Origin of the sequence: Pelagibacterium luteolum, from assembly GCF_900100665.1 — a bacterium.
GTDB classification, from domain to species: domain Bacteria; phylum Pseudomonadota; class Alphaproteobacteria; order Rhizobiales; family Devosiaceae; genus Pelagibacterium; species Pelagibacterium luteolum.
Genome location: NZ_FNCS01000006.1, coordinates 157,780 through 177,384, shown reverse-complemented (window position 1 = coordinate 177,384; position 19,605 = coordinate 157,780). Strand labels below are relative to the sequence as shown.

Annotated in this window: 17 protein-coding genes and 1 riboswitch; of the genes, 10 read left to right on the top strand and 7 right to left on the bottom strand. The window is 64.1% G+C overall.

The features are described from left to right. Nucleotides 1-64: 64 nt before the first annotated feature. The 4 genes from BLR31_RS12125 to BLR31_RS12110 all read right to left on the bottom strand — a co-directional run bounded on the left by BLR31_RS12125 (nt 65) and on the right by BLR31_RS12110 (nt 5,321). Nucleotides 65-916 carry an ATP-binding cassette domain-containing protein gene (locus BLR31_RS12125; RefSeq protein WP_090596704.1) on the bottom strand — a complete coding sequence of 284 codons (852 nt, stop codon included), beginning with the start codon at nt 914-916 and terminating at the stop codon, nt 65-67. Beyond that, nucleotides 913-2,703: a dipeptide/oligopeptide/nickel ABC transporter permease/ATP-binding protein gene (locus BLR31_RS12120; RefSeq protein ID WP_090596699.1), complete on the bottom strand. Its 1,791-nt coding sequence runs from the start codon at nt 2,701-2,703 to the stop codon at nt 913-915. Before BLR31_RS12120 ends, BLR31_RS12125 begins: the two co-directional genes overlap by 4 nt. Next, nucleotides 2,700-3,647, bottom strand: a complete 948-nt coding sequence (locus BLR31_RS12115; protein ID WP_090596696.1) for an ABC transporter permease — start codon at nt 3,645-3,647, stop codon at nt 2,700-2,702. The genes BLR31_RS12120 and BLR31_RS12115 overlap by 4 nt, the downstream gene beginning before the upstream one ends. A 120-nt stretch (nt 3,648-3,767) precedes the next feature. Then, nucleotides 3,768-5,321 carry an ABC transporter substrate-binding protein gene (locus BLR31_RS12110; RefSeq protein WP_090596694.1) on the bottom strand — a complete coding sequence of 518 codons (1,554 nt, stop codon included), beginning with the start codon at nt 5,319-5,321 and terminating at the stop codon, nt 3,768-3,770. Nucleotides 5,322-5,698: 377 nt separating this feature from the next. Between BLR31_RS12110 and BLR31_RS12105 the strand changes: the two genes are divergently transcribed. The 7 genes from BLR31_RS12105 to BLR31_RS12075 all read left to right on the top strand — a co-directional run bounded on the left by BLR31_RS12105 (nt 5,699) and on the right by BLR31_RS12075 (nt 13,017). Continuing rightward, entirely contained in the window at nt 5,699-6,337 is a 639-nt protein-coding gene (locus tag BLR31_RS12105) for a DUF1028 domain-containing protein (protein WP_090596691.1), read from the top strand. Between the two features lie 275 nt (nt 6,338-6,612). After that, nucleotides 6,613-6,838, top strand: a riboswitch (cobalamin riboswitch). Nucleotides 6,839-6,938: 100 nt separating this feature from the next. Then, nucleotides 6,939-7,661, top strand: a complete 723-nt coding sequence (locus BLR31_RS12100; protein ID WP_090596688.1) for a (2Fe-2S) ferredoxin domain-containing protein — start codon at nt 6,939-6,941, stop codon at nt 7,659-7,661. Further along, nucleotides 7,658-8,593, top strand: a complete 936-nt coding sequence (locus tag BLR31_RS12095) for an ABC transporter substrate-binding protein (protein ID WP_090596685.1) — start codon at nt 7,658-7,660, stop codon at nt 8,591-8,593. Before BLR31_RS12100 ends, BLR31_RS12095 begins: the two co-directional genes overlap by 4 nt. A 763-nt stretch (nt 8,594-9,356) precedes the next feature. Continuing rightward, nucleotides 9,357-10,367 (top strand): FecCD family ABC transporter permease, encoded by a 1,011-nt coding sequence (locus BLR31_RS12090; protein ID WP_090596682.1) that lies wholly within the window; start codon nt 9,357-9,359, stop codon nt 10,365-10,367. After that, complete coding sequence (locus tag BLR31_RS12085) at nt 10,357-11,106, top strand: ABC transporter ATP-binding protein (RefSeq protein WP_090596680.1); 750 nt, start codon at nt 10,357-10,359, stop codon at nt 11,104-11,106. The genes BLR31_RS12090 and BLR31_RS12085 overlap by 11 nt, the downstream gene beginning before the upstream one ends. A 100-nt stretch (nt 11,107-11,206) precedes the next feature. Next, nucleotides 11,207-12,127: a pseudouridine-5'-phosphate glycosidase gene (locus BLR31_RS12080; protein ID WP_090596677.1), complete on the top strand. Its 921-nt coding sequence runs from the start codon at nt 11,207-11,209 to the stop codon at nt 12,125-12,127. Between the two features lie 5 nt (nt 12,128-12,132). Further along, nucleotides 12,133-13,017, top strand: a complete 885-nt coding sequence (locus BLR31_RS12075; protein ID WP_090596674.1) for a carbohydrate kinase family protein — start codon at nt 12,133-12,135, stop codon at nt 13,015-13,017. A gap of 210 nt (nt 13,018-13,227) precedes the next feature. Here BLR31_RS12075 and BLR31_RS12070 read toward each other — a convergent pair whose 3' ends face one another. Genes BLR31_RS12070 through BLR31_RS12060 form a run of 3 tightly spaced genes read right to left on the bottom strand, consistent with a single transcriptional unit; the run spans nt 13,228 to nt 15,382 of the window. Continuing rightward, entirely contained in the window at nt 13,228-14,157 is a 930-nt protein-coding gene (locus BLR31_RS12070) for an electron transfer flavoprotein subunit alpha/FixB family protein (RefSeq protein ID WP_090596672.1), read from the bottom strand. Next, nucleotides 14,154-14,903, bottom strand: coding sequence for an electron transfer flavoprotein subunit beta/FixA family protein (locus BLR31_RS12065; protein ID WP_090596669.1), 750 nt, complete (start codon nt 14,901-14,903; stop codon nt 14,154-14,156). Before BLR31_RS12065 ends, BLR31_RS12070 begins: the two co-directional genes overlap by 4 nt. 26 nt (nt 14,904-14,929) lie before the next feature. Next, nucleotides 14,930-15,382, bottom strand: coding sequence for an Lrp/AsnC family transcriptional regulator (locus BLR31_RS12060; RefSeq protein WP_176762638.1), 453 nt, complete (start codon nt 15,380-15,382; stop codon nt 14,930-14,932). A gap of 144 nt (nt 15,383-15,526) precedes the next feature. Between BLR31_RS12060 and BLR31_RS12055 the strand changes: the two genes are divergently transcribed. From BLR31_RS12055 to BLR31_RS12045, 3 genes are all read left to right on the top strand, one after another. After that, on the top strand, nt 15,527-16,780 hold the full coding sequence (locus tag BLR31_RS12055) for a 3-methyl-2-oxobutanoate dehydrogenase (2-methylpropanoyl-transferring) subunit alpha (protein ID WP_090596664.1): 1,254 nt from the start codon (nt 15,527-15,529) through the stop codon (nt 16,778-16,780). A 193-nt stretch (nt 16,781-16,973) separates the two neighbouring features. Then, nucleotides 16,974-17,993: an alpha-ketoacid dehydrogenase subunit beta gene (locus BLR31_RS12050; RefSeq protein ID WP_090596661.1), complete on the top strand. Its 1,020-nt coding sequence runs from the start codon at nt 16,974-16,976 to the stop codon at nt 17,991-17,993. Then, complete coding sequence (locus tag BLR31_RS12045) at nt 17,990-19,558, top strand: dihydrolipoamide acetyltransferase family protein (RefSeq protein ID WP_090596658.1); 1,569 nt, start codon at nt 17,990-17,992, stop codon at nt 19,556-19,558. Before BLR31_RS12050 ends, BLR31_RS12045 begins: the two co-directional genes overlap by 4 nt. Nucleotides 19,559-19,605: the final 47 nt, after the last annotated feature.

Below are 19,605 nucleotides of genomic sequence, written 5' to 3'. Positions count from 1 at the left end.
GCCGGGGCCCAGTATGCTCCGCCGGTTTGCCAGACCGCTGCCCTCAAGCATGCTGGATCCCGGGTCAAGCCCGGGACGATAGCTCAGTAGTCCCGCGCCGGTCTGTTTCTGGCCGCGACTGTCGTTCCCGCTCCAAACGCGGCGCGCTCGCAATCAGCTCCCGCGTATATTCATGCCCCGGCGCTGCGAACAGCTTTTCGGCCGTATCGAGCTCCACCATCTCGCCCAGATACATCACCGCAACGCGATCGGATACCGACTCCACTACCGCCAGATCATGGCTGATGAACAGATACGAAAGATCGAACTCGCGCTTAAGGTCATCGAGCAGCAGCAACACCTGCGCCTGTACGCTCACGTCGAGCGCCGACACCGGTTCGTCCAGCACCATGATTTTCGCTTCCGCCGCCAGCGCCCGCGCAATGGCGATCCGCTGAGCCTGCCCACCGGAAAACTCGTGCGGATACCGCTCCAGCGTGTCGGACGGCATCTGCACCGCGTCCAGCAATTCCCGCTTGCGTGCCTTGCGCTTCTCGCTGTCATAGCCGCGCAAAAGCTTAAGTGGCACATCCAGAATCGTGTCTATCGTCTTGCGCGGATTCAAAGAAGCCACGGGGTCCTGAAACACATACTGGATCATCTGCCCGAATTCGCGCGACCCCTTGGCGTGCAATTCAGCATAGTCCTGCCCGCCGATTGCGATGGTCCCCGATGTCGGCGTCTCCAGCCCCACCAGCATGCGCGCGATTGTCGATTTGCCCGATCCGCTCTCACCCACGATGGCCAGCGTCTCGTTCTGCTTCAATTCGAACGACACACCCTTCACCGCATGCACAGCATGTCCCGTGCCGCCGAACAGCGACCGCTTGCCGCCAAACGTCTTGACCAAATCTTTGACCACGATCGCATTGCTCATGGCTTGCCCTCCGCAAACAGGGGGCGCACGGTTTCGAGAAACGCCTTGCCCTGGCCCAGTTCCGGCACGCAGGCGATCAGCTTTTGCGTGTAGGGATGCTGCGGTGCGCGCAGCAGTTCGGCCGTCTCACCAGCCTCAACGATCTCCCCATCCTTCATCACGGCAACCCGGTCGCACACCTGGGCCACAACGCCGAAATCATGGGTGATCAGCAAAAGCGCCATCCCGCGCTCCTTGCGCAGATTTTGCAGCAGATCGAGAATCTTCGCCTGCACTGTAACGTCCAGCGCCGTCGTCGGCTCGTCGGCGATTATGATGTCGGGATCATTGGCCAGCGCCATGGCAATCCCGATCCGCTGCCGCTGCCCGCCGCTCATTTCGTGCGGATAGGCGTCCACGCGGTCCTTGGCGTCCCGAATGCCCACCTGTTCCATCAGCGCAATCGCCCGCGCCCGTGCCTCGCCCTTGCCGATCCGCTGATGCGCCGTAATCGCCTCGGCGATCTGCTCGCCCACCCGATACAGCGGATGCAGTGTCGTCAGCGGGTCCTGAAACACATAAGCCACCTTGGCGCCGCGCAATGCCCGAATGCCTGTTTCGGAGCGCGAGAACACATCTTCGCCCTCGATCGCCACCGTCCCGTCGGTGATCACCCCCGGCGGTGAAGCCACCAGCCCGAGCAACGACAGCGCTGTCACCGATTTGCCCGATCCGGATTCCCCGATCAGCCCCATGCACTCGCCCTTGCGCAGCGCAAACGACACGCCCTTGACCGCCGGCACCGTCGCCCGCCCACGCTGAAAGCTCGTTTCCAGCCCGCGCACGTCCAGAATGGCATCGGACGCTTCTACCGGGGCAGGGGCCGTCTTCCGCTTCACCCGCGTCACCGACAATGGGCGCGTCAGATCACCGGCCCGCAAGCGCGGATCGAGCACGTCCCGCACACCATCGCCGAGCAGATTGATGCTCATCACCAGCGCAAAGATCATCAGCCCTGGAATGATCGATACATGCGGCGCCGTAAACAACAGCCTGCGCCCTTCGCCCAGCATCGAGCCAAGATCGGCCTGCGGTGGCTGCGCACCAAGCCCGAGGAACGATAGTCCCGCTGTCTCGAGGATCATCCACCCAACCGTCGTCGACATGGTGATGACGATCACCGGCAGAACATTGGGCAAAACCTCGGTAAAAAGAATCGCCGCGTGCGTCTTCCCCGACAGCCGCGCCGCATCGACGAACTCCCGGCTCGCCAGACCCACGGTGATGCCGCGCACATTCCGCGCAAAAAACGGGATGTTGACGATGGCGATCGCGTAAAGCGCATTGAGCAAGCCCGGCCCCAGCACGGCAACGATGGCCAGCGCCAGAAGGATATAGGGAAACGCCATGATCATATCGATCCCGCGCATCAAGACGTTGTCCGTCGTCCCGCGTGCGTAACCCGAAACCAGCCCGATCAGCGACCCCACCAACGCCGCAATCAGCGTCGCCGACACCCCCACGGCAATCGACACTCGCGATCCCCAGATCAGCCGGGACAGGATATCGCGCCCCAGATGATCGGTGCCCAGAAGATGACCGTCCGACAGGATCGGCTGCAACCGGTTGGCCGGCAGAGTCGTGTTGGGGTTGGGGATCGGCAGCCACGGCGCCAGAAGCGCAATCGCCCCGATTACCGTCAGAATAATCAGCCCCGCCGTTGCCAGCCTGTTGTTGAGCAACAGGCTCCAGCTCGAAAGCCGCGCCGTGGATACGGAGGTGGATGTCGTCGCCAGCGCCTGCGTCATGTCTTTAGCCTCGGGTCGAGCAGCGCCTGGGCCACGTCGGTCAAAAGATTGATCAGCACATAGGTCGTCGCCACCAGCAGCACGCCGCCCTGCACCAAAATGATGTCGCGCGTCGAAATCGCGTTGACCAGCATCGCCCCGATCCCCGGCCACTGGAAAACCGTCTCGATATAGACAGCCCCGCCCATCACGAACCCGGCCTGAATGCCGATCACCGGAATGATCGACACCAGCGCCGCCTTGAAGGCGTGGCGGTAGATCACTTTGCGCTCGTCCAGCCCCTTGGCTCGTGCCGTCCGCACATAATCCTGCCGTAGCACTTCGAGCATCGCAGCCCGCGTCAGCCGCGCGATCACCCCCGTCGCGACGATCGCCAGCGTCACCGCCGGCAGGATCAGATGCCGCAGCAGGTCCGGCAGGTCGCCCCCGCCATAAACCGCATACATTCCTGAGGCGGGAAGCACTCGAAGCTGCACAGCAAAAATCAGGATAAACAATAGTCCCAGCCAGAACGCTGGAGTCGAAATCCCGATCAAAACGAAAAAGGTGACGATCCGGTCCGTCCACCCAAACTGACGAACAGCCGAAACGACGCCCGCCAAGATCCCGAAGATCGAACAGAGGATCAACGACGCCCCAGCGAGGATCAGCGTCGCGCTGAACCGCTCGAGAATTTCATCGAGCACCGGCCGGCGCAATATGTAGGAATGCCCGAAATCGCCCTGCAGGATATTGCCCACCCAGACGAAATATTGCTGCCAGATCGGCAGATCCAACCCCAGCTCCCGATTGACGCGCTCAACATTCTCCGGCGTCGCAAACGACCCGAGGATCGCCAGCGCCGTCGATCCGGGGATCGCCGCCATGATCCCAAAAACGATAATGCTCAGCCCGATAATAACCGGCACCGCATAAGCCAATCGCTTGAGAATATATCCACCCATCGGGCCTCTCCTTATCGCGGCCTCAACCCCAACCGTCATCCCGGGATTTATTCCCGCGATCCAGCGCAGCCCCGGCGACAGGCAAAGCGAAAAGGGGCGGCCTCAACCGCCCCCGCACACTCACTGCTTGGTCACATTCCGCAGCGTCAGATTGAAGTCCGGCTGCAGCTCGAACCCTTCGACATTGGCCGTCGAAATCGCGTTCTGCTTCCAGTTGGCCACAAAGATCCACGGCGCGTCGTCATGCACCACCTGCTGCACATCGCGATAAAGCGCTGCACGCACCTCTGGGTCGGTTTCCATCCGCGCCTGATCGAGCATTTCATCGACATCGACGTTGGAATAATAGCTCGAATTGAACCCGCCTTCTTCCGGCCATGCGGCGGTACGCAGCGTCAGGAAGGGCAGGGTATCGGGATCGGTGGTCATCCACGCCATTTCGGCCATGTCCGCCTTGCCTTCCAGCCCCGGGTTCACTTCCGCAAGGAAGGTGTTCCACTCATAGGTCTCAATGGTCACATCGAACCCGACAGCCTCGAGATCGGCCTGAATTGCCGTTCCCATCGGGATCGGATCGAGCATGCCCGAACCGCCCTCGGTCACATAAAATGTCACCGCAAGGTCCTCGACACCGGACTCTTCAAGCAGCTGCTGCGCCATCTCTGGATCATATGGATAGGGCTCAACCGCATCATTATACGCCCAGGCAAACGCCGGCGGGATCGGACCGGCCGAAACGTCCGCAGTCCCCTGCAATACGTCGTTGACCAGCGTTTCCTTGTTGACGGCATAGTTCGCCGCCTGCCGCACCAGCGGATCGGCAAACGGGCCTTCCTTGGCGTTGAGCATCACGTACCAGACATGCGGACCCACGGCGTCATAGACGGTGAAGGTAGGATCATCTGCAAACATCGCGACGTTGTCGGGCGGAACCTCCACCATGATATCGATGCCGCCCGAAAGCATTTCCGCAACGCGCGTATTGGCGTCGGTGATGGGCCGGAACACAACAGTTTCCACCCCGGCCGGATCGCCCCAATACTCATTGTTGCGCGAAACCACGACGCGGGTGTTCGATGCCCATTCCTCGAACCGGAACGGCCCGGTCCCAACCGGATTGCGCCCGAATTCGTCCCCGAACTCTTCGACAGCCGACGGCGATACGATCACGCCCGTATTGGTCGCAAGGTTGGTCAGGAACGGCGCAAACGGCGTGCCCAGAGTAAATTCGACAGTGTACTCATCGACCACGGTCGTTTCAGTCACATCGGCAAAATTGAACGACAGCGGGAACGGCCCGGTCTCGTAGAACGGGTGGCTCTCATCCAGCATACGGTCGAAGGTGAACTTCACGGCCTCCGCGTTGAACGGCGTCCCGTCATGGAACGTCACGCCTTCGCGCAGGGTGAAGGTATAAACCAGCCCGTCATCGGAAATGGTCCACTCCGTCGCCAGCGCCGGCTCGACTTCCAACGTGCCCTCGGCAAAGCGCACGAGGCCCTCGAACACATTGGTCAGAATGCGGAAATCGTTTGCTGCAGTCGAAACCTGCGGATCGAGCGTCTGCGGCTCGGCAATCTGGCCGATGACCAGAACATTGGGTGGGGTCTGCGCGACAACCGGCGATGCGGCCATCAGCACGGCGATAGCGGCCCCGGCTAAAAGCTTCTTCATGACAACCTCTCCTTTGGAGCGTTCCCAGAAAAAGTGGCTCCCACTTTTTCGCTTCGGGAACGCGAATCTAGTCATTGGCGCTCAATCGAACGCGAGTTCAGACAGTCATTGCTGCCCAGACTTTGGCCCCCAGAGCTTGCCTTGGAGGCGCTGGTCTCATAATTAATTTATCAGCATAAATGGACATGGCAATACATTTATCGCTATAAATTACTGGCGCTGGAAATGGTATTTGCGCACAACCGCAAACCCTTTCCACCGTCATCCCGGGATTTATTCCCGGGATCCAGCAACAGCGTCTCCCCGCGAGCCGGGCACTGTTGCGGTCCACCCAGGCGCCCGCGATAGCCTATCCCAGCGCGAGGAGTGCCCCGCCGATGACCTTCTCGATCCTCGCCCTCGACCGCACCACCGGCGCTTTCGGCGTTGCTACAGCAACCGGCGGCCCGGCCGTGGGTTCGCTCGTGCCCCATGCCCGCGCACGCCTCGGCGCCATAGCCACCCAAGGGTTCACAAACCCGCTCTACGCCCATGACGGCCTCGCCGCGCTCGAAGCCGGGCAGGGGGCCGAGGCCGTGGTTTACGCCCTCACCACCGCCGATCCCGGCCGTAACAAGCGCCAGCTCATCGTCATGGATCGCACCGGCCAGACCGCCGGCTGGAGTGGCCCCGAACTCACCGGCGCCGTCGGCCTTCACCTCGAACCCGACCTCGCCATCGCCGGCAATCTCCTTGCTGACGAAAGCGTCGTCCCCGCCATGGCAGAAGCCTTCGCCCGCGCCACCGGCTCCCTCGAGCTCCGCCTGCTCGCCGCCCTCACGGCAGCCGACATCGCCGGCGGCGACGCCCGCGGCATCCAATCCGCTGCCATCAAAATCGTGACCGACCAGCCCTATCCCCTGATCGACGCCCGCATCGACTTCTCCCTCATCCCCCTCGACGACCTCTCCACCCTCCTCGAAAAACTCCGCACCGGCCCCTACGCCGACTTCGTCGCCGACCTCCCGCGCCGCTAGCGGCGAACATGGTTGCAGCCTCATCGCAAGGGTGCGCTGAGCCTCCTAGGCGCACACGATAACGACGGCCCACACGCGTACGAGAATTCCCCCCACGCTCTCCCCACCTGTCATCCCGGCCTTGCGCCGGGACCCAGTATCCTCCGCCTCCAGTGGGAACCGCCCCGCCCAATGCCCCTCTTCGAGCATACTGGATCCCCGGTCTCCGCCCGAACCGACAAAAGTGGATATGGCGGCCAATGCATCCCACCTTGCCCCACCCCCCAACACCCGCTATGACTCTCCCCGCTGACGGTTCCGCCAAGTAGAGCGCGGATGAAAAGGGAATACCGGTGCGGATTACCCATAAGGGGCCAATTCCGGAGCTGCCCTCGCAACTGTAAGCGGCGAATCGCAATGCCAAGCCACTGACTTTAAGTCGGGAAGGGGTGTTGCGGTGCTCGATCCTCATCCGATCGAAACGCCGCGAGTCAGGAGACCTGCCGCCTGCAACAAAGCTACAAGCCGGACGAGGTGTGCCGGCAGGGGGCATGGATGGATTTTGACGCTGCACATGTGCTGAAGCGATCCCACCCGCCTTCTCGCAAGAGAAGGCCCGGTGATGACGCCTGACGCAATCTTATTTCTCGTATCGCAACCCTATCTCAGCGGTCGGCGCCTCAAGGCACTGCAATCGGGCCTCACGCGCGCCTGCCCGATCGCCTGTGCCGTCGTCCGCATGGAGGGCAAAAACGCCGGTCCCATGACCGCGCTCGATGCGCTGGTCGGGGAGGGCGCGCGGTCGATCCTCGTCCAGCCCGTGGGCATTCCGTTCTCCGACAGCCTCTTCGCCTGGCTTCCCGGCGCGCTGTCCCACTGGCAGCGGGAGCGCGGCCGCGCCGACGTCCACCTCACACTCGCCCGCGACCAGATCGAGGACACCGCCGTCCTCACCGCCCTGGCCACTTCGAGCCTAGCCAACGCCGATTCCGCCACGCCCATCGATCCCACCCAAGGGTCGATCGATGGCGCCGGCTGGGACGAAGTCCCCAGTTTCAAGCACCACCTTCTGGCCTGCAACGGCCCGCGCTGCAATTTCCGCGAGGCCGGCCCGCTCAGGACCGTTCTTGCAGAGGAACTGGCCCGTCAGGGCATGGCCCGCGACTGTCTTGTCGCCACCACTGGCTGCCTGTTCCCCTGCAACAACGGCCCTGTCGTGGCCCATTATCCCGCTGGCCGTTGGTATCGCCTCGCAAATCCAGCCGAGGTCTCCCGCTTCGTTTCGACCGTCCTAAAAGCCGGCGAACCGCTCCCCGAATGCGTGATCCATGAGGTATCGCAATGACATCCCTTCGCTTGCCCCTGGCGCTCGCCGTAACGCTTTTCGCCGCGCCCGCCTTCGCCCAATCCATCGAAAGCTGTGCGACCACCTTCGAATACGACGCACCCCCCACGCGCGCCATTTCGCTCTACCAGCAAGCCACCGAGATCATGCTGGCGCTGGGCCTCGAAGATCGCCTCATCGCCACGGCCTTCCTCGAAGACGAAATCCCCCAGCAATGGCGCGCCCAGTACGACGCCATCGACCAGCACTACGACGAACTCCCCGCCCGCGAAGTGGTCCTCGCGCAAAACCCCGATTTCCTGATTTCCGGCTTTGACTCGGCTTATCGCGACACAAATCTCGGCGCGGAAACCGAGTGGCACGCCATTGGCGTCGGCACCTATCTCGTCGACTCCGAATGCCGCATCAAATACCCCGGCGACACCCCGATCCCGGTCGAGACCATCTTCGTCGATATCGAACGCATCGGCGCTCTGTTCGGCGTCGAGGATCGCGCCGCCGAACTATCCTCCGAACTCCGCACCCGCCTGGATGCCGCGCTCGAATCCTCACCGGGCGAGGGCCTTACCGCCTTCCTCTATGATTCCGGCACCGACAGCCCATACTCCGCCGGCTGCTGCGGTTCCCCTGCGCTGCTGATGCAAAGCGTCGGCCTCACCAACATCGCCGAAGACGTCGAGGGCCGCTGGGCCAATCTGGCATGGGAGGCCGTCGTCACCGCCGATCCCGACGTCATCGTCATAAACGACGCCGGCTGGTCCACCGCCGACGAAAAGATCGCCTACATGGAAGCCGATCCCGTCCTCTCCCAGCTTCGCGCCGTCCAGGAGCAGCGCTACGTCATCATCCCCTTCTCCGAAACCCTCCTCGGCGTCCGCTTCATCGACGGCATCGAACGCCTCGCCACCGGCCTTGAGGCACTCCCCCTGTGACCAGCGCCCAACGGCTTTCACCAAGCGCCGCCTCCACACCGCACTCGCTTTCCTCCTTCCTTGGTGGGACTTCGAGGCGGTGGCTCAGCCACCGATCGCTCCGTTGGAGCGATTGGAGCCGAAGAAGGTGTGCTTTCGCGAAAGCGAAAAATTGGATGAGGGGAGCTCTGCGCTCATCACAAACCCCACCCTCCGCGGTCATCCCGCTTAAGTTCGCCGTTATAGCTACTCAGGTCACCCCACCCACCCCTGTCATCCCGGCCTTGAGCCGGGACCCAGTATCCTCCGCGCCCGCCATTTACCCACTGCGCCCGAGCATACTGACGCCCGGGGTGACGGTCGGGTTTGTTGGCATTGTCCGTCCAAAGCATAGGTGTGGCTCTACACCCATCGCCCCACCCACCCCGGTCATCCCGGCCTTGAGCCGGGACCCAGTATGCTCCGCGCCCGAGATTTGCCCACCGCCCTTAAGCATACTGGCCCAAGGGTCTTCGCCCAAGGTGACACACGGAATGTTGGGCTGCCGATCCAAGCCACGTCCGCGCCTCCGTCCACTCCAAGCGGTGGGGCTTGCCCCCGTATCCACCCCACCCCCCGTCATCCTCGGGCTCGACCCGAGGACCCATCTCGCCACCTCACGCCCAAACCGACATCGTGCCCCCATGCTGACTTCCGAACACAGCGCCACTCCCGCTCCCCTCAGAGGTGAGGGGCCGCAGCGCCCGCAGTCTCCCCGCACGCTCCCAATCGCCCGGACCACCCCATGACCCGCGCCCCCTACGGCACGACGCTCGCCCTCGGCCTCATAGCCCTCGTCCTCGCCATGCTGGCCGGCGCCTTCTGGGGTACGGCCGATCTGCCGTGGGACGATCGCATCGCCGCCCTTTTGCGCTTGCCCCACGCCCAGCCCAATCTCGAACTCATCATCTGGGAATGGCGCCTGCCGCGCGTCATCATGGTGGCGCTCGTCGGCGGCGCGCTCGCCCTCTCTGGCGTCATCATGCAGGCCCTCCTGCGCAATCCGCTCGCCGACCCGTATCTCCTCGGTCTCTCCTCTGGCGCGTCCGCCGCTGCCACCGCCGCCATTGTCTGGATGCCCGCCGCCTTCGTCGCCAGTTTCGGCCTCGAACTCCTCGCCTTCCTCGGCGCCATGCTGGCTTTCGTCCTCACCCTCGGCCTCGCGTTTCAGCCGGGCAGGGGCATGGATAAGCTCGTGCTGATATTGGCCGGCGTCGCCATATCGCTGTTTTTTTCGTCGGTCTCGGCCTTCTTCATCCACATCGCCGACCCTCACGTCACCCGCAATGCGCTGAGCTTCCTAATGGGCTCCGCCGCCGGCGCCCGCTGGGCCGACATGTCGCCGCTGGCCCTCGCACTGCCTTTTGGGTTCATCGCCACCTGGTTCTGCGCCACGATGCTTGACGCCGTGCTGTTGGGCGATGAACGCGCCACCGCCCTCGGCGTGCCGCTCCCCGTGCTGCGCCTCGCGCTGCTCAGCCTCGCCGCGCTGCTTACTGGCCTCTCGGTCGCCGGCGCCGGCATCGTCGGCTTTGTCGGCCTCATCGTCCCCCATATGGCCCGCCTGCTGGTCGGCGCCCCCCACAAGCGCCTGATCCCCGTCGCGGTCGTCCTGGGCATGATCGTCCTTGTCGTCGTCGATCTTCTCTGCCGCACGCTGCTGGCCCCCGAAGAACTGCCGCTCAGCGTACTTCTTGCGCTCTTTGCCGCCCCGCCCTTCGTTTACATCCTCCGGAGGGTCCGAAATGGCTTCTGATATTCTGACGCTCGACACCCTTTCCCTCACCAAGGGCCAAGCCGTCCTGCTCGACGGCGTCTCCTTCGCCCTCCAGCGCGGAAAATTCCACGCGCTGCTCGGCCCCAATGGCGCGGGCAAATCGAGCCTCATGCGCGTCCTCTATCGCGCAGAAACCGACGCCACCGGCACCGTCAGCCTCGAAGGTAAACCGATAAAGGACTGGCACCGCAAAGCCTACGCCGCCAAAGTCGGCGCACTTGTCCAGGAATCGGTCTCGCTCTCGGGCCTCACCCTTGCCGAAGTCGTCATCCTCGGCCTTCTGCCCCTGGCCCTGTCACGCGACGAGGCCCAGGCCCGCTGCGCCGAAGCCCTTGGCCTCGTCGGCCTCGCCAACCGCGCGACCGAAGACGCAACCCACCTCTCGGGCGGCGAACAGCAGCGCCTGTTCTTTGCTCAATTGCTCGCGCTCGACCCGGACATCTACATCCTCGACGAGCCGCACAACCATCTCGACCTCCACTACCAATACGTTCTGCTCGACATCGTCCGCCGCCGCGGCAAGACAGTGCTCGCCTCTTTCCACGATCTCACCCTTGCCACCCGCTTTTGCGACCACGCCTTCCTCCTCGACCACGGCAGGCTCGCCGCCTCCGGCACCCTCGCCGAAGTCCTCACCCCCGAGCGCCTGGCCAGCGTTTATCGCATCGATGCCGATTTCACCGGCGGCGCGCTCTCTATCCGCGGCGCCATCGTCTGATTCCACCCCCGTCATCCATACTGCTCCAAAACGCCGCCCCTCTTGCACCCCGCGCCGCCCTGTGGTTTGCATCCCGCCAAACCTACAAAGGCCCCTCGCCATGTCCTCCGACTTCCTCGAAATCGCCCCCGAGATCAAATACGCGCTCGCCGACCGCCAGCCCGTCGTCGCGCTCGAATCCACCATCATCACCCACGGCATGCCCTATCCGCAAAACCTCGAAACCGCCCTCGCGGTCGAACAGGTGGTGCGCGACAATGGCGCCATACCCGCGACCATCGCGGTGATCGGCGGCAAATGCCATGTCGGGGTCGCCGGCGAAACGCTCGAACACCTCGCCCAGACAGGCCTTAACGCTGCAAAAGCGTCGCGCCGCGACCTTGCCGCCATCCTCGTCAAGGGCCTCACCGCCGGCACCACTGTCGCCACGACCATGCAGATCGCTCATATGGCCGGCATCAAGATTTTCGCCACCGGCGGCATCGGCGGCGTCCATCGCGGCGCGGAACAGACTTTCGACATCTCTGCCGACCTCACCGAACTCTCCCAGACACCCGTCGCCGTCGTTTGCGCCGGCGCGAAGTCGATTCTCGATATCGGCAAAACGCTCGAAGTGCTTGAAACCAATGGCGTTCCCGTCGTTGGCTACGGCACTGACGCGTTCCCCGCCTTTTTCGCCCGCGAGTCCGGCTTTGGCGTCGATTACCGCCTCGACACCGCCGACGAGGTCGCCGCCCTCATCGCCGCTCAGGCGAAGCTCGACATGAAAGGCGGCGTCCTCGTTGCCAACCCGATCCCTGAGGCTGATGCACTCGACGCCGAAGAGATCGATGGCCGCATCGCCGCCGCCATCTCCGATGCGGAAAAGCAGGGCGTCACCCGCAAGGATTTGACCCCCTATCTTCTCAACCGCATCTTCGAATTGACCGACGGCAAATCCCTCGTCGCCAATATCGCGCTTGTGAAAAACAACGCCGCCGTCGCCGCCAAAATCGCGGCTGCGCTGGCCCGTCAGGGCTGATCGAGATGGCCGCTCGCGTGCTCGTCATCGGCGATGTCATCACCGATATCCTGGTGGTGCCCCAAGGCCCCATCGCGCGCGGCACCGATACGCCGGCCACCATCCAGCCCATGCCGGGCGGCTCGGGCGCCAATCAGGCCGTCTGGCTCGCGGCCATGGGCGTCGAGGCCCATTTCGTGGGCCGCGTCGCCGCCGCCGATGTCCCGCGCCTTACGCGCCATTTCGAAGGGCAGGGGGTCGCCGCCCATCTCGCCGCCGATGAGGTCTGTCCCACCGGCACGCTGATCTGCCTCGTCGATATCGATGGCGAACGCAGCTTCATGACCGATCGCGGCGCCAATGCGCGCCTCTGCGCCGAAGATCTGCACGCCGATCTGCTGATCGGCACCGAGCGCCTGCACATCTCCGGTTACGCCCTGTTTGAGCCCGGCCCCCGCGAAGCCATCCTCGATTTCGCCACCCGCGCCGCGGCACGCGACATCCCGTTCAGCGTCGACCCATCCTCCACCGGCTTTCTCGAAACCGTCGGCCCGCACAATTTTCTCGACTGGATCGCCGGTGCCGATCTGATCGTCCCCAACGCCGATGAAGCCGCGCTGCTCACCGGCCAGACCGACCCAGCCCACCAGGTCGCCGCGCTTCTGGAGCGGTTCCCCCGCGTGGTCCTCAAACGCGGCCGCGACGGCGCTATCTACGCCGCTCGCGACATCGCCCCCATCTCACTCCCCGCCGAGACCGTCGATCTCGTGGACACCACCGGAGCCGGGGACGCCTTTCTCGCCGGCTTCCTCGCCGCCGAGCTGCGCGGCGACACCCCCGCCACCTGCCTCGCCACCGCCATCGCCACCGGCGCCCGCGCCGTCACCAAACTCGGCGCCCAACCGCGCTAGGGCAGGGCACCCGACGCGCAGCGCCATAGGCGCCAGCCATCTCGTCTGACCTCAATCAAATCCCCCGGAGCGGGTCCACCCCCACCTGTCATCCCGGCCTTGCGCCGGGACCCAGTATCCTCCGAGCGCAATCAATCCCAGCGGAACCCGCCCCTCCGAGCATACTGGCTCCCGGGTCTCCGCCCGGGATGACTGCACGGAACTCGCTCCCTAAAGCGCCTCCGTCAACTCCGGCACCAGCGCGAACAAATCCCCCACCAGCCCATAATCGGCCACGGCGAAAATCGGCGCATCGGGGTCCTTGTCGATCGCAACGATCACCTTGGAGTTTTTCATGCCCGCCAGATGCTGGATCGCCCCGGATATCCCCACGGCGATGTAGAGGTCGGGCGCCACGACCTTTCCGGTCTGCCCCACCTGCCAGTCATTGGGCGCATAGCCCGCATCCACCGCCGCGCGAGACGCCCCGATCGCCGCCCCGAGCTTTTCGGCCAAAGGCTTGATCATTTCGTTGAACTTGTCTTCCGAGCCCAGCGCCCGGCCGCCCGACACGACGATCCGCGCATTGGCCAGTTCCGGTCCCGCACTCACCGCCGCATCCCTCGATACGAACCGCACCTTGGGCGCCCCCGCCACGAAATCCACCGCCTCGACAGGCGCCGAACCGCCATCGCCCACAGCATCGAACGCCGAAGCACGCACGGTCACGACCACCGTCTCCGCGCTCGCCTCAACAGTCTGGATCGCCGCCCCGGCATAAACCGGCCGCTCGAACGTCTTCGGCCCCACCACCGCCGTGATATCGCTCACCTGCATCACATCGAGCAGTGCCGCCACGCGGGGCATTGTGTTCTTCCCCGTCGTCGTCGCCGCCGCAACGATGTGGCTGTATCCTCCTGCGAGGTGAACGATCAGCTCCGACACCGTCTCGGCCAGGTGATGCTCATAGGCATCATTGTCCGCCACCAGCACCTTGCCGACGCCATCGAGCTTCGCCGCAGCTTCGCCCACCGCGCCACAGCCGGCGCCCGCCACCAGCACATGAATGTCGCCACCCATCGCCCTGGCCGCCGCGACCGCCTTGGCCGTCGCTACGGCAAGCGTTGCATTATCGTGTTCCGCAAGAACCAGGATCGTCATATCACCCGCGCCTCCGTCTTGAGCTTTTCGACAAGCTCGGCCACCGACCCGACCATTGATCCCGGCTTGCGGTCGGCCGGCTTCACCGTCGAAACCACCTTGAGCGTCGCGTCGAGCGACACCCCGAGGCTCGCCGCGTCGATCTCTTCGAGCGGCTTTTTCTTGGCCTTCATCACATTGGGCAGCGACGCATAGCGCGGCGTATTGAGCCGCAGATCGGTCGAAACCACCGCCGGCAGATCAAGCTCCAGCGTCTCCAGCCCGCCATCGACTTCGCGCGTTACTGTCGCCTTGCCATCGGCAATCACGACTTTCGACGCAAACGTCGCCTGCGGCCATCCCAGCAGCGCCGACAGCATCTGCGCCGTCTGGTTGGAATCATCGTCGATCGCCTGCTTGCCCATGATCACAAGGTCAGGGCTCTGCTGCGCGACGACAGCCTTCAGGATCTTGGCCACCGCCAGCGGCTCAACCACGGCGTCGGTCTTGACCAGCACCGCGCTGTCCGCACCCATGGCCAGGGCCGAGCGCAGCGTATCCTGCGCCTGTGCAGGCCCGATCGATACCGCGACGATCTCGCTGGCGATCCCGGCTTCCTTGAGCTTGATCGCCTCTTCGACGGCAATCTCGTCAAAGGGGTTCATGCTCATCTTCTGGTTGGCAAGATCGACGCCCGTGCCGTCCGATTTCACCCGCACGGCGATATTGGCATCGAGCACCCGTTTGACCGGGACAAGTATTTTCAATTGTCTCTCCTCAGCTTCCGAAGTGCTTACAGCGGCAGCTTCGTTGTGAGCTTTATGCACTTGAGCGCGAAGTGCGAGTTGATGGCCACAACGCCGGGCAAATGCAACAGCTTGCGTTTCAAAAGCCGCTCATATTCCTCTATCGAAGCCACCAGCGCACGCACCACATAGTCGGTCTCCCCGCTCATGGAATAACATTCCACGACTTCGGGATACGCCGCCACCTCACGCTCGAACGCCTCGAGCGTCTCCTCGTCATGCTGCTTGAGCTTGATATTGGCAAAGACCGTGATGTCGAGCCCCAGCTTGCGTTGGTCGAGGATCGACACCCGCTCCTTGATCACCCCGTCCTTTTCCAGCCGCTTCAGTCGCCGCCAGAAGGGCGTATGCGAAAGCCCGACCTTTTCGGCCATCTCCGCGACCGACATCGACGAGTCGTCCTGGACCACGGCCAGAATTTTGCGATCCATCTCGTCCATGCAACCCGTCCTCAACATGCGCTAGATCATAGGATGAAATATCCAAGCCATTACGCAATGGGCGGACAATGAAGTCAAGTTCTCCCCCTCGATCCGCGCTATCATGAGGAACAGTCAGATGTTGCAATCGGGGAGGAGAGCAGCATGGACGTTTCTGCACGACGCCATAAAACCAATCGCGAACCCCTGGCGCTGCACGTGCCCGAACCGCCCGCACGCCCGGGCGACCCGGTCGATTTTTCCCACATCGCCATCCCCGAAGCCGGCGCCATGCGCTGCCCTGACATTGCCGAACCCGAACCCGGGATGCGCGATCTGCCCTATGGCCTGATCCGCGTGCTCGACGATGAGGGCAGGGCGGTTGGCCCTTGGGATCCGCGCCTCGATCCCGACACTCTGCGCGCTGGCCTTAGGGCCATGCTCAAGACCCGGCTGTTCGACGACCGCATGTTCCGCGCCCACCGCCAGGGCAAGACCAGCTTCTACATGAAGTCACTGGGCGAAGAGGCGATCGGCGCCGCCCAGGCCATCGCGCTCGACAATGGCGACATGAATTTCCCCACCTACCGCATGCTCGCCTGGCTCATGGCCCGCGACTATCCCTTGATCGATCTCTGCAACCAGATCTATTCCAACGAGCGCGACCCCTTGCGCGGCCGCCAGCTCCCCATCCTCTATTCCGCCCGCGACTATGGCTTTTACTCCCTCTCGGGCAATCTCGGCTCGCGCTTCGGCCACGCTGTCGGCTGGGCCATGGCCTCTGCCTATTCCGGCGACGACCGGATCGCCATCGGCCATGTGGGCGACGGCACCACCGCTGAGGGCGATTTCCACGAAGCGCTGACCTTCGCTGCCGTCTATAAGGCGCCGGTTATTCTCTGCGTCGAGAACAACCAATGGGCCATCTCGTCCTTTTCCGGCATCGCCGGGGCAGGGGAAACCACTTTTGCCGCCAAGGCCATTGCCTACGGCATCCCGGGCCTGCGCGTCGACGGCAACGACTTCCTCGCCGTTTACGCCGCCACCCTCTGGGCGGCCGACCGCGCCCGCGCCAATCACGGCCCGACGCTCATCGAGTTCTTCACTTACCGCGCCGCCGGCCACTCCACGTCCGATGATCCGACCCGCTACCGCCCGGCAGACGAAGCCGCCCACTGGCCACTCGGCGACCCCCTCGACCGCCTCAAGACCCATTTGATCGCCTTGGGCGAGTGGTCCGAAGACCAACACGACGCCCTCTCTGCCCAGATCACCGCCGACATCAAATCCGCCGTCAAACAAGCCGAATCCATCGGCACTCTGGGCACCTCCAAACCCAATGTCCGCGAAATGTTCGAAGACGTGTTCGCCGAACCCGACTGGCGCATAATCGAACAACGCCGGGAGGCGGGGGTATGATGGTAATTCACTCCACCGCCTCCAAACCAATCCCGGTCATCCCCGGCGAAGACCCAGGACCCGGTATCCTCCGAGATACCGCCTTGTCTCCCGCGTCGCCCCACCCCCAACCGTCATCCTCGGGCTTGACCCGAGGACCCAGCCAGCCCGTCCACCCCCGCCGCGCATCCGCGCCCCTCCGGGAGCTCCGCCCATGCCGGCCATGACCATGATCCAGGCGCTCAACTCCGCCCTCGACATCAAGCTCGCCACCGACCCGGACACGCTCGTCTTCGGCGAGGACGTGGGCTATTTCGGCGGCGTCTTCCGCGTCACTGAAGGTCTGCAGAAAAAACACGGGCTAACCCGCTGTTTCGACTCTCCCATTTCCGAAGGCGGCATCGTCGCCACGGCCATCGGCATGGGCGCTTACGGCCTGCGCCCCATCGTCGAAATCCAGTTCGCCGACTACATCCTGCCCGCCTACGACCAGCTCGTCTCCGAAGCCGCCCGCCTGCGCTATCGCTCCAACGGCGAGTTCTGGTGCCCCATCACCGTGCGCTCTCCCTATGGCGGCGGCATCTTCGGCGGCCAGACCCATTCGCAAAGCCCCGAAGCGATTTTCGCCCACGTCACCGGCCTCAAGACGGTCATTCCGTCAAACCCCTACGACGCCAAGGGCCTGCTGCTCGCATCGATCGAAGAGGACGACCCGGTCATCTTCCTCGAGCCCAAGCGCCTCTATAATGGCCCCTTCGACGGCCATCACGACAAACCGCTCACCACCTGGGCCGAACACCCAATGGGCGAGGTCCCCGCCGGCCACTACACGGTCCCCCTCGGCTCTGCATCGATCGTCCGCGAGGGCAGGGAGGTCACCGTCCTCGCCTATGGCACCATGGTCCACGTCGCCAATGCCGCCATCGCCGAATCCGGCATCGACGCCGAACTCATCGACCTGCGTTCCATCGTGCCGCTCGATATCGACACCATCGTCAAATCCGTCACCAAAACCGGTCGCTGCATAATCGTCCACGAGGCCTCGCGCTTCGGCGGCTTCGGCGGCGAGCTGTCCGCTCTGATCCAGGAGCGGTGCTTCTATCACCTCCGCGCCCCCATCGAGCGTGTGGCCGGCTGGGACACGCCTTACCCTCACGCCTTCGAATGGGATTATTTCCCCGGCCCGGCCCGCGTCACCAAAGCCTTGAAGCGCTGCGTGGAGGCGGTGGCATGAAAACCTATCTCTTCCGCCTCCCCGATATCGGCGAAGGCGTCGCCGAGGCCGAAATCACCGCCTGGTACGTCAAGGAGGGCGACCACATCACCGAGGACCAGACCCTCGTCGACGTCATGACCGACAAAGCCACCATCGACATGACGTCCCCCGTCACCGGCACCATCCTCAAACGCCATGGCACCGAAGGCGACAAAGCCCCCGTCGGCTCAATCCTCGTGGAAATCGCCGTGGAGGGCGAGGCCGCAGCGACCTCCGCTTCCCCATCCGCAGCCCCCCAAAAACCCAACCCCGTCATCCCGGGCGAAGACCCGGGACCCAGTACCCTCCGTGCCCCTGGTTCACCGACCACGCCATCTCCATCCCCGGCCCAGCCCCCTCTCCCCACTGGGGAGAGGGATGGGGTGAGGGGGCCTGCTGAGTCGGATGGCCCCCCAGCCTCCACCACCCCCACCCCCGTCATCCCGGGCGAAGACCCGGGACCCAGTACCCTCCGCGCCTCTGGTTCACCTTCTGCGCCCACCCCATCCACCGCCCATCCCGCTCTCCCTTCGGAAAGGATTGGGTTGAGGGACCCCGCTGAGTCCGATGAACCCCGAGCCTCCAGCACCCCACCGCCGTCATCCTCGGGCTCGACCCGAGGACCCAGTCAGCCTCTCCCTTCCCACACTGCTGGCGACTCGATCCCAACCCACCAAATCCTCGCGTCCCCCGCCACCCGCCGCCGTGCCGAGGATTTGTCGATCGACCTCACGCAGATCACCGGCACCGGCCCGGAAGGCCGCATCACCGACGCCGATCTCCACGCGGTCCTCAAATCCCGCGCCCCCGCATCGGCCCCCCGCGAGCGCCACGCCGTCCACGACAAAAAGCTCATCGGCCTGCGCCGAAAAATTGCCGAGCGCATGGAACTCGCCGCCCGCACCATCCCGCATTTCTCCTACGTGGAAGATTGCGACATGACGGCGCTCGAAACCCTGCGCCGCGAGATCAACGCCGCGCGCCAGGGCGCCCAGCCCAAGCTGACGCTCCTACCGTTCTTCATGCGCGCCCTCGCGCAATTGCTCCCCGAATTCCCCCACATCAACGCCCATTACGATTCTGAGGGCGGCGTCCTGCGCCAGTTCGAGCCGATCCACATCGGCATCGCCACCCAGACCGCCGACGGCCTCATGGTCCCCGTCGTCCGCCACGTCGAAGCCCTCGACATTTGGGATTGCGCCCGCGAAATGAGCCGCGTCACCAACGCCGCGCGAGAGGGCCGTGCGTCCCGCGACGAACTCTCGGGCTCCACCATCACGCTCACGAGCCTCGGCGCCTTGGGCGGCGTCGCCGCCACCCCGATCATCAACCACCCCGAAGTGGCGATCATCGGCCCCAACAAGCTCATCGCCCGCCCGGTCGCCATCGGCACACAGTTGACCATCCGCACCATGATGAACCTCTCCTCGAGCTTCGATCACCGCATCGTCGACGGCTACGACGCCGCCAAATTCATCCAACGCCTCAAACGCCTCCTCGAAAACCCGGCCCTGATCTTCATGGAAAAACGGAGCTGGTCATGAGCACGCGCAAGCATCCGCAGCGCTCTACCTCTCCCTCGGGGGAGAGG

What these genes read in the sequence shown, in the direction of transcription:
- BLR31_RS12080 (WP_090596677.1), top strand. Translation starts at nt 11,207, where the DNA reads ATGTCCTCCGACTTCCTCGAAATCGCCCCCGAGATCAAATACGCGCTC.
- BLR31_RS12075 (WP_090596674.1), top strand. Translation starts at nt 12,133, where the DNA reads ATGGCCGCTCGCGTGCTCGTCATCGGCGATGTCATCACCGATATCCTG.
- BLR31_RS12045 (WP_090596658.1), top strand. Translation starts at nt 17,990, where the DNA reads ATGAAAACCTATCTCTTCCGCCTCCCCGATATCGGCGAAGGCGTCGCC.
- BLR31_RS12055 (WP_090596664.1), top strand. Translation starts at nt 15,527, where the DNA reads ATGGACGTTTCTGCACGACGCCATAAAACCAATCGCGAACCCCTGGCG.
- BLR31_RS12110 (WP_090596694.1), bottom strand. Translation starts at nt 5,321, where the DNA reads ATGAAGAAGCTTTTAGCCGGGGCCGCTATCGCCGTGCTGATGGCCGCA.
- BLR31_RS12060 (WP_176762638.1), bottom strand. Translation starts at nt 15,382, where the DNA reads ATGGACGAGATGGATCGCAAAATTCTGGCCGTGGTCCAGGACGACTCG.
- BLR31_RS12115 (WP_090596696.1), bottom strand. Translation starts at nt 3,647, where the DNA reads ATGGGTGGATATATTCTCAAGCGATTGGCTTATGCGGTGCCGGTTATT.
- BLR31_RS12120 (WP_090596699.1), bottom strand. Translation starts at nt 2,703, where the DNA reads ATGACGCAGGCGCTGGCGACGACATCCACCTCCGTATCCACGGCGCGG.
- BLR31_RS12050 (WP_090596661.1), top strand. Translation starts at nt 16,974, where the DNA reads ATGCCGGCCATGACCATGATCCAGGCGCTCAACTCCGCCCTCGACATC.
- BLR31_RS12085 (WP_090596680.1), top strand. Translation starts at nt 10,357, where the DNA reads ATGGCTTCTGATATTCTGACGCTCGACACCCTTTCCCTCACCAAGGGC.
- BLR31_RS12100 (WP_090596688.1), top strand. Translation starts at nt 6,939, where the DNA reads ATGACGCCTGACGCAATCTTATTTCTCGTATCGCAACCCTATCTCAGC.
- BLR31_RS12070 (WP_090596672.1), bottom strand. Translation starts at nt 14,157, where the DNA reads ATGACGATCCTGGTTCTTGCGGAACACGATAATGCAACGCTTGCCGTA.
- BLR31_RS12125 (WP_090596704.1), bottom strand. Translation starts at nt 916, where the DNA reads ATGAGCAATGCGATCGTGGTCAAAGATTTGGTCAAGACGTTTGGCGGC.
- BLR31_RS12105 (WP_090596691.1), top strand. Translation starts at nt 5,699, where the DNA reads ATGACCTTCTCGATCCTCGCCCTCGACCGCACCACCGGCGCTTTCGGC.
- BLR31_RS12090 (WP_090596682.1), top strand. Translation starts at nt 9,357, where the DNA reads ATGACCCGCGCCCCCTACGGCACGACGCTCGCCCTCGGCCTCATAGCC.
- BLR31_RS12095 (WP_090596685.1), top strand. Translation starts at nt 7,658, where the DNA reads ATGACATCCCTTCGCTTGCCCCTGGCGCTCGCCGTAACGCTTTTCGCC.